At 71.3% G+C, this 13,182-nt stretch carries 9 protein-coding genes; 1 reads left to right on the top strand and 8 read right to left on the bottom strand.

What is annotated here, in order from left to right; genetic code table 11:
- Positions 1-46 precede the first annotated feature (46 nt).
- The 8 genes from ACFVXE_RS32760 to eccE form a co-directional block, all read right to left on the bottom strand.
- A complete protein-coding gene (locus tag ACFVXE_RS32760; RefSeq protein ID WP_389676697.1) occupies positions 47-1,042 on the bottom strand; it encodes an oligopeptide/dipeptide ABC transporter ATP-binding protein in 996 nt (331 codons plus the stop codon).
- Positions 1,039-2,079, bottom strand: a complete 1,041-nt coding sequence (locus tag ACFVXE_RS32755; RefSeq protein WP_389676696.1) for an ABC transporter ATP-binding protein — start codon at positions 2,077-2,079, stop codon at positions 1,039-1,041. The genes ACFVXE_RS32760 and ACFVXE_RS32755 overlap by 4 nt, the downstream gene beginning before the upstream one ends.
- Positions 2,076-2,996 (bottom strand): ABC transporter permease, encoded by a 921-nt coding sequence (locus tag ACFVXE_RS32750; protein WP_389676700.1) that lies wholly within the window; start codon positions 2,994-2,996, stop codon positions 2,076-2,078. Before ACFVXE_RS32750 ends, ACFVXE_RS32755 begins: the two co-directional genes overlap by 4 nt.
- Before the next feature lie 11 nt (positions 2,997-3,007).
- Positions 3,008-4,090, bottom strand: a complete 1,083-nt coding sequence (locus tag ACFVXE_RS32745; protein ID WP_389676694.1) for an ABC transporter permease — start codon at positions 4,088-4,090, stop codon at positions 3,008-3,010.
- A 92-nt stretch (positions 4,091-4,182) separates the two neighbouring features.
- Positions 4,183-6,060 (bottom strand): ABC transporter substrate-binding protein, encoded by a 1,878-nt coding sequence (locus tag ACFVXE_RS32740; RefSeq protein WP_389676693.1) that lies wholly within the window; start codon positions 6,058-6,060, stop codon positions 4,183-4,185.
- Positions 6,061-6,257: 197 nt separating this feature from the next.
- A complete protein-coding gene (locus tag ACFVXE_RS32735; protein WP_389676691.1) occupies positions 6,258-8,969 on the bottom strand; it encodes an SCO5717 family growth-regulating ATPase in 2,712 nt (903 codons plus the stop codon).
- A gap of 371 nt (positions 8,970-9,340) precedes the next feature.
- Positions 9,341-10,063 (bottom strand): hypothetical protein, encoded by a 723-nt coding sequence (locus ACFVXE_RS32730; RefSeq protein ID WP_389676689.1) that lies wholly within the window; start codon positions 10,061-10,063, stop codon positions 9,341-9,343.
- On the bottom strand, positions 10,063-11,400 hold the full coding sequence (eccE, locus tag ACFVXE_RS32725) for a type VII secretion protein EccE (protein WP_389676699.1): 1,338 nt from the start codon (positions 11,398-11,400) through the stop codon (positions 10,063-10,065). The genes ACFVXE_RS32730 and eccE overlap by 1 nt, the downstream gene beginning before the upstream one ends.
- Before the next feature lie 227 nt (positions 11,401-11,627).
- Here eccE and eccB point away from each other — a divergent pair, with 227 nt between their 5' ends.
- A complete protein-coding gene (gene eccB, locus ACFVXE_RS32720; RefSeq protein ID WP_389676688.1) occupies positions 11,628-13,178 on the top strand; it encodes a type VII secretion protein EccB in 1,551 nt (516 codons plus the stop codon).
- The last annotated feature ends 4 nt before the right edge of the window (positions 13,179-13,182 follow it).

Genomic DNA, 13,182 nt, shown 5'->3' with positions numbered 1-13,182 from the left:
GCTGTCCGCGGTCCCGGGCCGGAGCCGTACAGGGGCACGGGCCGCCCTACGGCCGCACGCCCGCCGTCGCGTCGGCCCAGTGGCACGCGACCTGTGTCTCCCCGCCACCGGCGAGCACCGGAAGGTCCTTCGTGCGGCAGGCGTCCGCCACGCCTGCCCGCTCGGCCTCGCCCGAGGCGAGGATCTGGCAGCGGGCATGGAACCGGCAGCCGGACGGCACCTTCGAGGGGTCCGGCGGCTCACCCGTGAGGATCACCGGATCACCCTGTGCCTCCGGCAGGACCGACAGCAGCGCCTGCGTGTACGGGTGCTGCGGAGCCGTGAGGATGCGCTCCACCTCGCCCGTCTCGACGATCCGGCCGAGGTACATCACCGCGACCCGGTCGGCGATGTTCCACGCCAGCCCCAGGTCATGCGTGACCACCAGTGCGGAAAGCCCCAGTTCGTCCCGCAGCCGCAGCAGCAGGGCGAGGATCTCTCCGCGCACCGACGCGTCCAGCGAGGCCACCGGTTCGTCGGCCACGATGAGCTCCGGTTCCAGGACCAGGGCGCCCGCGATCACCACCCGCTGCCGCTGACCGCCCGACAGCTCGTGCGGATAGCGCAGGAAGAACCGCTCGGGGGGCCGCAGACCCGCCCGCGACAGCGCCTGGGACACCGCTTCCCGCTCGTCACCGCCGTACCCGTGGATCCGCAGCCCCTCCGCCACCGCGTCGTACACCGTGTGCCGCGGGTTGAGGGAGCCGCTGGGGTCCTGGAGGACCAGCTGGACGCGCTTGCGGTACGCCTTGAGGGCGCGGCCGGAGTAGCCGAGCGCGCTGCCGTCGAAGCTGACCCGGCCGGACGTCGGCGGTACCAGCCCCAGCAGGGAACGGGCCAGGGTCGTCTTGCCGCACCCGGACTCGCCGACCAGTGCGACGATCTCGCCCGGCCGGATGTCCAGGTCGACGCCGTCCACCGCGCGCGCCGCGGCGGCTCCGCGACGGCCGGGGAAGGTGACCTTCAGTTCCTCCGCGCTGAGCAGCGGAGTGGGGGTGGTCATGATGTGCTCCTCGCTTCCTCGGCGCCCTGCCCGGCCGCAGCGGCCGCGGGCGCCACCAGCACACAGGCCGCCCGCCGCGCCGTGCCCACCTCGTAGAGCTCCTGGTCCTGCGTGGTGCAGGACTCCAGCGCCACCGGACAGCGCGGATGGAACGTGCAGCCGGCAGGCAGCGCCGACGGGTCGGGAGGGTCGCCGGGCAGTCCGCGGGGTGCGAACCGGGAGGCGCGGTCCCCGATGCGCGGGAACGCGCCCGACAGCGCCTTGCTGTACGGGTGGTGCGCGTCCTCGTAGACCTCGGACGCGGGGCCCTCCTCCACGACCCGTCCCGCGTACATCACCGCGAGCCGGTCGCAGGTGTCGGAGAGCACCGCCAGGTCATGACTGATCATGACCAGGCCCAGGTCCTGTTCGGAGACCAGCTGCTCGATGAGGCGCAGGATCTGCGCCTGGATCATCACGTCGAGGGCCGTCGTCGGCTCGTCCGCGATGATCAGGCCGGGATCGCAGGCGAGCGCCATCGCGATCATCACGCGCTGCCGCTGCCCGCCGGAGAGCTCGTGCGGATAGGCATGGGCGCGCGCGGCCGGCAGCCCCACGTGCTCCAGGAGCTCACCCACCCGCTTCTTCGCCCCGGCCGGGGTCGCCTTCTTGTGCAGCAGGATCGGCTCGGCGATCTGGTCCCCGATGCGGTGCACTGCGTTGAGCGAGTGCATCGCGCCCTGGAACACGATCGAGGCGCCCGCCCAGCGCACCGCCCTGACCTGGCCCCACTTCATGGCGAGGACGTCCTCGCCGTTCAGCAGGATGCGGCCGGAGACCTCGGTCCCGGCGGGCAGCAGCCGCAGCAGCGCCAGCGCCAGCGTGGACTTCCCGCAGCCGGACTCACCGGCGATGCCGAGCTTCTGGCCCGCCCCGACGGTGAGGTCCACCCCGCGGACCGCCCGGGCCCCGCCGGCGTATGTCACCGAGAGGTCGCGTACCTCCAGCAGCGGCGCCTTCTCGGTGGTCGGTGTGCTCGATGTGTGGGGAGTGTTCAACGGGCCACCCCCAGCCTGGGGTTGAGGACGGACTCGATCGCGCGGCCGCACAGGGTGAACGACAGCGACACCAGGGCGATGGCGATGCCGGGCGGTGCCAGGTACCACCAGTCACCCGCGCTCACCGCGCCCGCCTCCCGCGCGTCCTGGAGCATGCCGCCCCAGGACGTGATGGTCGGGTCGCCGAGGCCGAGGAAGGCGAGGGTGGCTTCGGTGAGGATCGCGCCCGAGATGACGAGGGTGGTCTGCGCGAGCACCAGCGGCATCACGTTCGGCAGGACGTGGCGAGCCATGATGTGCCCGTGGCCGCCGCCGAGGGCGCGGGCGCGCTCGATGTAGGGGCGGGACTCCACGGCGAGTGTCTGGGCGCGGACGAGGCGGGCCGTGGTCGGCCAGGTCGTGACGCCGATCGCGATGACGACCGTCCAGATGGAGCGGTCCATCACGGTGGCGAGCGCGATCGCGAGGACGAGGGTCGGCATCACCAGGAACCAGTCGGTGACACGCATCAGCACCGTCGAGTACCAGCCGCGGAAGTGGCCGGCGACGATCCCGACGACCGTGCCGATCGCCACGCACAGGAAGGCGGCGAGGAGCCCCACGGTGAGCGAGACCCGGGCGCCCCACACCAGGAGAGCGAGGACGCTCCGCCCGAACTGGTCCGTGCCGAGCGGGAACTCTGCGCTGGGTGCTTCGAGGGCGCCGCCCGGCGCGGCCGTGACGCTCTGCGAGCCGGCGCCGACCAGGGTGGGTGCGAAGACCGCCACCAACGCGATCAGAATCAGCCCGGCCAGCCCCCACAGGCCACCGCGATGGGTGCGGTACTGCTGCCAGAACCGGGCCAGCGACCGGCGTTTGCGGGCGCGGGCCAGCGCGCGCGGGCTCTTGGCGGCGGCCGCGTCGTTCTGTACGGACATGGAATCGGTCGTCATCGGCCCACCCGGGGATCGAGCAGCGGATACAGCACGTCGGCCAGGGTGTTGGCCAGGATCACCGCGGTCGCGAAGACGAAGAACAAGCCCTGGACCAGCGGGAGGTCCGGCACGCTCAGCCCCTGGTAGAAGAGGCCGCCCAGACCGGGCCAGGAGAACACCGTCTCGACCAGGATCTGCCCCGCCACCACATGCCCCAGGTTCACGAACATCAGTGTGAACGTCGGGAGCATCGCGTTCGGGACGGCGTGCTTGCGCCGTACGACATCGTCCCGCAGGCCCTTCGCGCGGGCGGTCGTCAGGTAGTCGCTGCCCATCTCGTCGAGGAGCGAGGAACGCATCACCAGGAGCGTCTGCGCGTAGCCGACGGCGACCAGTGTGATCACCGGAAGCACCAGATGGTGGGCCACGTCGGTGAGGTACGCGAAGCCGGTCACCCCGCCCGACTCCATGCCTCCGGTGGGGAACATGCCGGGGATCGGGCCGATACCCACCGAGAAGACGATGATGAGGAGCAGGCCGAGCCAGAACGACGGCACCGAGTAGAGCGTGAGCGCGAACGCGGTGTTGAAGCGGTCGCTGCCGGAGCCGTTGCGCCAGGCGGTACGGGTGCCCAGCCAGATGCCGAGCGCCGTGTAGAGGACGTAGGCCGTGCCGGTGAGCAGCAGCGTCGCCGGGAGCGCCTCGGTGATCTTGTCGATGACGGGGGCGTGGAACTGGAACGAGGTACCGAAGTCCCCGGTCAGCGCGTCGCCCACGTAGGTGGTGAACTGCTTCCAGAGCGGCTGGTCGAGTCCGAACTGGTGTCTGAGTGAAGCGAGCTGCTCGGCGGAGACCGGACGGCCGCCGGTCATCTGCTTCACGGGGTCGTTGGGAATGAGCCGGAAGAGGAAGAAGCTGGTGACCAGTACGGCGAAGAGCGAGACGACCGCTCCCGCGATCTTGGCTGCCACGTACTGGAGATAGACCTTGATGTTGCGCGCCCGTGGGACGCGGGCGGCCGACGGCCCGGCCGGAGCCAGGCCGTCGGTGTCCACGCCCGCGTTCTGCACGAGCGCCGGAGTGCTGTCAGCTGTCATGGAAGAACTCTCGTTACTCGTGCTGCACTTGGAGGGACCGGCCGGGGCCGGTGTCGCGGCCCCGGCCGGTCCCTCACATCCCGTCCGCGTCGTTATTCGCGGTCCTCCGCCGTGGTGCGGCGGCGCCTCGTGATGAGGAACCCGCCGCCGGCGAGTACCACCACGGCGACGACGATGCCGATGACGACACCGGTGGAGTTGCCGCCGCTGTCACTGCTCGAACCGTTCTGGCCGCCGGACGCCGGAACGGCCGACCACCAGCTCCAGTACCCGTCCTGGCCGTAGATGTTGCCGGCCGACTCGGGCATGGTGGTGATGGACTTGATCTGGTCGGTGCGGTAGGCCTCGACCGCGTTCGGGTACGCGATGATGTTCATGTACCCGGAGTCGTACAGCCAGGACTCCATCTGCTTGACGAGGTCCGCCCGCTTGGCCGGGTCGTACTCGGCGAGCTGCTTCTTGTACAGCTCGTCGTACGTCTTGTCGCAGATGAAGTTGTCCGTGGCGGAGCTCTCCTTGGCCTTGGTGGGCAGGGCCGAGCAGGTGTGGATGCCGAGGACGAAGTCCGGGTCCGGGTTGACGGACCATCCGTCGAACGCGAGGTCGTACTCACCGGCGTACCAGGGCACGGAGACGTCGTCGAGGCAGTCCACCTTCAGCCCGATGCCGAGCTTGCCCCACCACTCCTTGAGGTACTTGCCGATCGCCTTGTCGTTCGGGTCCGTCGCATGACACAGGATGCGCAGATCGAGCGGCTTGCCGTCCTTGCCGACACGCTGGTCACCCTTGAGCTTGTAGCCCGCCTGGTCGAGGAGCTTGCCCGCCCGGTCGGGGTCGTACGACAGCTTCTGACTGTCGGACGGCTGCCAGAAGTAGTCGCCGTAGCGCGGCGGGATGTAGCCCTGGCCCTCGACGGCGTGCCCCTGGAAGACCTTGTCGATGAGGGTCTGGCGGTCGACCGACAGGAAGAGCGCCTGACGGACCTTCTGGTCGAGCAGCGCCTTGTTGCCGTTGCCGAACTTCTTGCCGTCCTTGGTCTGCGCGCCCGGGTTGGTGGCCAGCGCGAAGAATCGGCGGCCCGGACCCTCGTTGACCTTGATGTTCTTGTCGCCCTTGAGGGACGCGGCCTGAGCGGGCGTCAGCGCCGGAGCGCCGGCGACGAACGACACCTCACCCTTGCGGAGTGCGGCGACCGCGGCGTCCTGGTCCTTGTACGTCTTGAAGACCAGCTCGTCGAACTTGGGCGCACCGCGCCAGAAGTTCTTGTTGGCCTTGAGCTTCACGTACTGGTCGACCTTGTAGTCGGTCAGGATGAACGGCCCGTTGCCCACGATGGGGAACTTCGTGTCGTTGTTGAACTTCGAGAAGTCCCCGACCTTCTCCCAGACGTGCTTGGGAACGATCGGCACATCGAGCGCGGCCATGGTGGCCTGAGGTTCCTTCAGCTCGATGACGAGCTTGTCCGGGCTGGGCGCCGTCACCTTCTTGAAGTTGGCGACGAAGCTCCCGTTGGCCGTGGCGGCGCCCTCGTCGGTCATCATCTTGTTGAAGGTCCACGCCGCGTCCTCGGCCGTGGCCTGCTGCCCGTCCGACCACTTGGAGTTGGACCGAATGGTGTACGTCCAGGTCAACTTGTCCGCGGACGGCTCCCACTTGGTGGCGAGGCCCGGGATCGTGTGGTTGTCCTTGGCGTCGTAGTTGGTGAGGAAGTCGTACATCAGCCGGTGGACGCTGGTGCTCATGAGCCGCTGAGCCAGGAACGGGCTCAGCGAGTCGACGCTCTGCGCGACCGCGACGGTCAATGTCGTCTTGCCGCTGTCGGCGGCCTGCGCCTGCTGCGGGGCTGCTCCGAGCGGTACCCCGGGGACGATCGACCCTGCCGCCAGCGCGAGGGCCGCGGCACCGGAGGCCAGGAGGGTACGCAGACGGGAGCGTGGCTGAGCGGAGGGTGGTGGAACTCTTGTGACCATGGACGGGGACCTCGCGTCATGACTCGCACGGAGAAGGCGGGTTGATCTCTGGTTCGCCAGCTGGTGATGCGAAGGTCTATCAGCGGGGGTCGAGCCGCGTCAACGGTGTGCCAAACGGCGTGTGGGCTGCAGGAATACGCGAAGGGCCCGCACCGTGGAGACGGTGCGGGCCCTCATTGGCTTAGACCTCTGACGCCTTACTGCTGAGGCGCTGGCGGCGGCTGCGGAGGGTACTGCTGCCAGCCCGACGGCGGTACGGGACCCTGCAGTTCGGGGTGGTCGGGCGGGCCGGCCGGGTTGGCCGGGGACTGCGCCTGGGACGGCAGCGACTGCTGCCAGCCGTTCTGCTGCACACCCGGGCCGGGCTGCGGCGGATACGGCTGCTGGGGCTGGTGGCCCCCGTACGGCTGCTGGGGCGGGTACGGCTGGCCGCCCTGCTGGGGCGGGTACGGCTGCTGCTGCGGGTAGGGCTGCCCCGGCTGCTGCGGAGGGTACTGCTGCTGACCGGACATCGGCGGGGCGTACTGCGGCGGCGGGTTGTTGCCGTCCGAGGTCCACAGCCCCTGCTGCTGCTGGGCACGCGCGAAGTCCTCGGCCACCATCGCGGAGAGGTTGAAGTACGCCTCGCGGGTCTTCGGACGCATCATGTCGAGATCGACCTCGGCGCCGGCCGACAGGTGTTCGTCGAACGGTACGACGACCACGCCCCGGCAGCGCGTCTCGAAGTGCTGCACGATGTCATCGACCTTGATCATCTTTCCGGTCTCGCGGACCCCGGAGATGACGGTGATGGAGCGCTGCACCAGATCCGCGTACCCGTGCGCCGAGAGCCAGTCCAGTGTGGTGGAGGCGCTGGACGCGCCGTCGACCGACGGTGTCGAAATGATGATCAACTGGTCGGCGAGGTCCAGCACTCCGCGCATCGCGCTGTAGAGGAGACCGGTGCCCGAGTCGGTGAGGATGATCGGGTACTGCCTGCCGAGGACCTCGATCGCGCGCCGGTAGTCCTCGTCGTTGAAGGTCGTCGAGACCGCCGGGTCCACGTCATTGGCGATGATCTCCAGGCCGGAGGGCGCCTGCGAGGTGAAGCGGCGGATGTCCATGTACGAGTTGAGGTACGGGATCCGCTGGACCAGGTCCCGGATGGTGGCCCCGGTCTCGCGGCGCACCCGGCGGCCGAGCGTGCCGGCGTCCGGGTTGGCGTCGATGGCGAGGATCTTGTCCTGCCGCTCGGTGGCGAGGGTCGCACCGAGCGCTGTGGTCGTCGTGGTCTTGCCGACACCGCCCTTGAGGCTGATGACCGCGATCCGGTAGCAGGACAGCACCGGCGTACGGATCAGGTCGAGCTTGCGCTGCCGCTCGACCTCCTCCTTCTTGCTGCCCAGCTTGAAGCGGGACGCGGCGGACGGGGTCCGGCTGCTCTTGGCCTTCTGCTTGCCCCGGACCAGGCGGTCGGAGGAGAGTTCCACGGCTGCCGTGTACCCGAGCGGGGCGCCCGGCACCGAGCGTTCACGCTGGTCGTGGGTGACCGGCGTGGGCCAGGCCGATCCGGTGCGCGGGTCGACGGGCGGTCCCTGCGGAGGCTGCTGGGGGTGGGGCTGGGGTTGGGGCTGCGGCTGGTGCTGGACGGGCGGCTGCGCGGGGATCTGTGCGGGCAGGTTGGGCGTACCGGGGCCCGGCTGCTGGGGTACCTGCTGCGCCTGGGGCGGCTGTGGGAATCCGTATCCGCCCTGCGCGTGCGGAGCCTGCGGGAACCCGTATCCGCTCCCGGCCTGCGGAGGCAGCGGGGCGCCCTGCTGCGCGGGCCACTGGGGTGACTGCTGGACCTGGGGCGGCTGCGGGAATCCGTAACTGCCCGCCTGCGGCTGCGACGGTACGGCCGGGGGAGTGGGCTGCTGCACGGCCTGCGTCGGCAGCGCCGCCTGGGCGGCCTGCCGGGGCGCCGGGGCGTCCTGCTGTGCCGGAAGCGGGGCGGGCGGCGGGAGATGGGGAGCCGGGTGCGCCTGTGCGGCGTTCGGGAATCCGTAACCTCCGGGAGCGGCGTCGGCCGACGGAGCCGCCGAGGACCACTGCGACGCCGGCTGGGGCGCGTTGGGCTGCGGTGCGGCCGGCTGGAAGGCGGGCGGCAGCGGCGGCAGGGCGCCGTGCGCGGGCGGTGCCGGGGTCCAGGGGCCGGGCGCGGCCGGCGGGGGAGTGTCCTGGGGCGCCGGGACCGGTGCCGGCGCCGCGTGCGAGGGCGCGGAATCGGCGGGCTCCTCAGCGGGCCGGGAGCCGTCGCTCTCGCTCTGGGCCGCCTCGCCGGCGGAGTCGGCGCTGCTGTCGGACGTCGCGTCAGAGGGCTCTGCGGAGCCCGTCGGCACGGAATCCTCTCCGGAGCCGGCCTCGGTGTCCGCGGTCCCACCGGGGCCCTCGGAACCGGAGCCGACCCGGGCCCCCTCGGCGGCCGCCAGTGCGGCCGCCTCCCGTTCCGCGATCTCGCGCTTCAGCGCGGCCGGCGAGAAGCGCATGGTCGCACCGCTCTCCACATCGCCGCCCCCGAAGGGCTCCGGCGTACCGCTCCCCGCGCCCTCCGGGGGCACGGGGGCCGGCGCCGGCTCCGCCGCGGCGGAGACGACAGGCGGCGTCGCGGCGACAGGCGGCGTCGGCGGCGCCGGAGTCCAGTCGGAGTCGAAGCCGCCCCCGGCCGACGGTCCGGGCAGGGGCACCGGCGTCGCCCCGTGCGGTGGCGGAGGCGGCGCCAGGTGCGATCCGGCGCCGCCCGACGAGTCCCCCGACGCGTTCTGCGTGTACCAGGCGGGCGGGGTGTAGTCGATGGTGAACTCACCCGTCATCTCGGCGGGCTCCGCGTCGGACGACTCGTCGACGGGCCTGTTCCAGCCCCCTCGGATTTCGTCCCGATCGCCGTTCACTTTGCCTCCTGGTGTGGTCGAGCACCCTTGTGCCGTGGTGGGTGGGGGCGGCCGTTCCCGTATTCCGAACCGCCCGGCTCTCCCCCTCGGGACGCGCATTGCCTGCCCGCAGGTTCTTCCGCCGCGCCCTGACCCACCCTAATCGCCACAGGGCCTGCTCCGGCAGGCCGTGGGGCACCGTAAGAGCTGTCCCGTACATCACTCACTGCCACCAAGTGAACCCAATACGGCAGAGCATGCGGGGTGAAGCGGTCAAACGTGCACATCTCTGTACGGAAACTCGAACAATTCGCGCACGCCGCATCGGCCGCCTCCGTCGGGACGCCGGCTCCCCGGCGCAGCGGTCCACGGCTCCGCGCGCAGGTGTGAGATCAGTCCATTCGGCGCGCGCCGCCGAGCAGTCCGGACTCGGCATCGGTGGCCTGAGTCATCACGAACTGCCGGTCGCGCCCCTTGCACCAGAGCGTGACGCCGTCCGACAGCGTCGACAGCGACTGCGTCTCGGCCGCCGTCAGATGCGCGATGCGCCCGATCTGTGCCGCTTCATCAGGAGATACCCGCTGAATTCCCACCAGGGACGATTTCTCTATCAACCGCGGTGCCGCCGGACTCAGATACGGGAGCAGCGTCACCACCGACTGCCAGGGCCCGGAGACCACACGCCCGCGCGGCGGACGCATTCCGCAGTCCCGCACCACGACCACCGGACTGCCGGCCGATGCGCCCTGCGGCGGCACCCGCCCCACGTCGTGCAGCGAGATGCACGGCTGCCCGCCCCCGGCCGCCTGCGCGAGAGTCGTCCAGGCGTGGGTGCGACCGGTCTCCACCACGATCCGGGCACCGGTCGCCGCCGCCCGCAGCGCCAGCACCTGCGCCGTCCACAGCCCGCCGATCAGCGTGACGTCGTACGGAGTAGGACGGTTGAGGCCGAGCACGGCGGGCCGCCCCTCCGCGTCCACGCCGATCACCGTGCCGTCGTCGCCGACGGGCAGGGCGAGCGCCGTCAACTGGTCGGCGGAGACCGTGTGCCGGGCACGACGCGGTCCGATCAGCCCGAACCCCAGCCGGGCGCGGGCGCGGGTGGGTGCGGACATCAGCGGGTACCTCCGAGCGGCAGTGTGGCGAGCATGCCGGGCAGCTGCTCACGGTCGAGCCGCACCAGCGAGGTCTTCACGCCGCGCGCGGTGCGCTCCAACTCGTGGCGGGCGGTCACGAGTTCGTCGTCGTTGCGCCCGGTGATCCGGAGATGTCCCGCGATCGAGATCTCCTGCCGCGCGGTGTGCGCCATCGTCAGGCTGAACGTCGTGGCGAGCGCCGGGACCGAGGTGAGCAGTGCGACGAGCTGCGGCATCGATGCGCCTCCGCTCCCGATCTGCGGCCAGCGGCCCACCCAGTAGGTGGTGTGGTGCCGGTCGTCGCAACGCCAGGTCCGGGAGGTCTCCTTGGTGCGCCGGGCCGGTGTCTCCGTCCGGCCCGCCTGCGCCATCGCCGTCGGGCTGGCGCAGAGCGAGGTCGCGATCGCCGACGTCAACTCCTCCTCGGTCAGCACCGTCGCCCGGAAACCTGCCCCGGTCAGCCGGCTGGCCAGCTGATCGGCGGCGCGCACCACGCACTTCTGCGCCCCCACGAGACCGCCGCCTCGCGTCCGCACGGCCTCGGGGCACAGCTCCGGGTCCAGCTTGAGCGCGATCCAGGTGATCCGGAGCGCGGGCGATCCCGTCCAGTCCTGCAGCGGTGCGTAGTTGCGTGCCGCGATGGACTGCTGGGGCAGGTGCGGAGCAGGTGCGGGCTGGGTGTGCTGCACGATCTGCGCCGACTCCAGGCTGATGCCGTCGACCCGGAGCGCATCCCGTACCAGTGTCAGGGGCAGCGGCCGCGCGGACCGGTCCGGCCGGAGCGCCGTGGCGTCCGACTCGATCTGCAGGACGGCGGTGACGAACGTCCCGTCACCGACCATCCCGACCGGCCGCCGGTCACGGTCGCTGAACGAGTACGTACGCAGCGCCGGGTCGCACTCCACGGCGGGCGCGATCCCCGGCTCGGTCCCCGCGGGCAGTACCAGCGACGCGGCCCTGCGGGTTCGCGCCCGCAGTGCGAGGGCCGTGGCCAGCCACTCCGGCAGCGAACGGCGGTGCCGGCGCGCGACGGCGAGCATCACCAGCAGCGCGGCGATCACACCGGCGGGTGCGAGCAGCAGGGGTTCGATCACCCATGCCGCGAAGAGCAGCGCGGCGGCGACCTCGATCAGAACGAGTTGTTGCAATCGAAACGAACTGAACCGGCCGGGACGCCCGTTCGCCCGCGGGACGGTCCGTCCGCCGGGACCGTGGGAGTCCGCGGCCGGGCCGTGCGAGGCGGCCGTCGCGGCGGCCGGGGGAGAACCGGGGGGCCGGGCGTTCCCGGCCGGACGTGTCCGCGTCGCGGAAACCATCATTCCGGCAATCCCCCGTTCGTGAGGCCCCTGTTCGACCCGATCGCCCGTGTCCCGCCGGGGGCTTCGGCGGCTGGATCACCCTACCCGCCCGGGGGCCGCCCGCCATCGGCAGGCATAGTAGGTGCCGGTCCGGCAGCGAGGTCCGGCAACCGGGGTCCGGCACAGGGGTCGGGGGACGTGAACTCCTGGGGCCGCGCGGGGAGACACGGGAGACAGACGAACTGATGGCATCGCGGCGGGATGAGCTCAACGCGTACACCTTTGCGAAGAAACGCACGGTGGCGGCATTCCTGCAGCCCTCGCCCACCGGCAGCGAGGAGGGTGCCCCCCGCCCGCTGCGCGCCGTCCTGCCGAGCATGGTGGCCGGGGCGCTGATCCTGGCCGGCTTCGGCGCCTACGGCATGTTCAGGCCCACGGCGCCCAAGGACTGGGACAAGCCCTTCGCCAAGGTGATCGTCGGCAAGGAGTCGACCACCCGCTACGTGGTGCTCACCACCGGCAAGGGCCGGAAGAAGAAGACCCTGCTGCATCCCGTACTCAACCTCGCCTCCGCCCGGCTGCTCCTCACCCCGCAGGAGTACGAGGTCATCCAGGTCCCCGACGACATCCTCGACGCGGGCAGACCACCGCGCGGGCCGGTGCTGGGCATCCCGTACGCCCCCGACCGGCTGCCCGAGGCGAAGGACGCGGGCGCGGCCAAACGGTGGGCCGTCTGCGCGCAGCCCGGCGGCAAGGGCAACACCGTGCAGAAGGCCGCCTTCGTCTTCGCCGAACGCGACAACAAACTGACCGAGGGCCGGAATCGGCTCAGCGGCGGCCAGGTGCTCTACGTCAAGGGCCAGACGGGGGCCCGGTACCTCGTCGACGCGAGCGGTACCAAGTACCGCATCGACGAGACCGCGGCCGACAACGGTCACCTGACCAGCGCGCTGGTCGGCAGCCGCCTGCCGCAGGCCGTCACCGACGACTGGCTGGCCACGCTGCACGACGGCAGCCCGATCGTCTTCCCGCAGATCCCCGGCACCGTCGGTGCACCCGCCCACGTCGCCGGACAGCTCTCCGCCGACGAGAACCGGGTGGGCATGGTCCTCCGGACCAGGACCGGCGAGGGAATCAGCCAGTACGCGGTCCTCGACGGCAGGATCCAGCCGGTCTCCGCGTTCACCGCCTGGCTGCTGATCAACTCCCCGCAGACCGCGAAGCTGAACCTGGACAGCGAGGCGCGCGCCGTGGGTCTGCAGGACTTCGTCCCCGACCGCACGGCCTTCGCCGGCCAGGCCCCGCACTGGCCCGCGAAGAGGACCGAGCAGGTCAACTCCGCCGACGGCGGCAGCGGCGGCCGGGACACCGTCTGCAGCGTGCTGCGCAAGGTCGACGCGACGGGCCGGACGACCCTCGGCACCTGGGCGGGCACCGGGTACCCCGCCCCCGTCGGGACCGGCGGCACGAGTACGTACGTCACCCCCGGCAGCGGACTTCTCTACACCCAGGTCCAGGGCGAGCAGACCCACCCCGACGGGTCACTCTTTCTGGTGACGGACACCGGGCTGCGGTACGCGGTCCAGGCGAACGGCGACAGCGATGCCGCACGCTCCGACATCGGCGTCGACGGCGGGCAGAGCGGGACGGACGGCCGCCCCGAACCGAGTCAGGCGCAGATAAGGCTCGGCTACGAGCGGGTGACGCCCGTTCTCGTACCGCTCGCCTGGTCCGATTTCCTGTCCAAGGGCCCCCGGCTCGACACCAACAGCGCCCGTCAGCCCCAGGGCTCGTGACCGG

This window comes from Streptomyces sp. NPDC058231 (assembly GCF_042882275.1).
GTDB lineage: Bacteria > Actinomycetota > Actinomycetes > Streptomycetales > Streptomycetaceae > Streptomyces.
This window is presented reverse-complemented; position numbering and strand designations above follow the sequence as displayed.

Excerpts from the sequence above, each read along its gene's own strand:
- ACFVXE_RS32760 (WP_389676697.1), bottom strand. The coding sequence starts at position 1,042 with ATGACCACCCCCACTCCGCTGCTCAGCGCGGAGGAACTGAAGGTCACC.
- ACFVXE_RS32750 (WP_389676700.1), bottom strand. The coding sequence starts at position 2,996 with ATGTCCGTACAGAACGACGCGGCCGCCGCCAAGAGCCCGCGCGCGCTG.
- ACFVXE_RS32745 (WP_389676694.1), bottom strand. The coding sequence starts at position 4,090 with ATGACAGCTGACAGCACTCCGGCGCTCGTGCAGAACGCGGGCGTGGAC.
- ACFVXE_RS32740 (WP_389676693.1), bottom strand. The coding sequence starts at position 6,060 with ATGGTCACAAGAGTTCCACCACCCTCCGCTCAGCCACGCTCCCGTCTG.
- ACFVXE_RS32730 (WP_389676689.1), bottom strand. The coding sequence starts at position 10,063 with ATGTCCGCACCCACCCGCGCCCGCGCCCGGCTGGGGTTCGGGCTGATC.
- eccE (WP_389676699.1), bottom strand. The coding sequence starts at position 11,400 with ATGGTTTCCGCGACGCGGACACGTCCGGCCGGGAACGCCCGGCCCCCC.
- eccB (WP_389676688.1), top strand. The coding sequence starts at position 11,628 with ATGGCATCGCGGCGGGATGAGCTCAACGCGTACACCTTTGCGAAGAAA.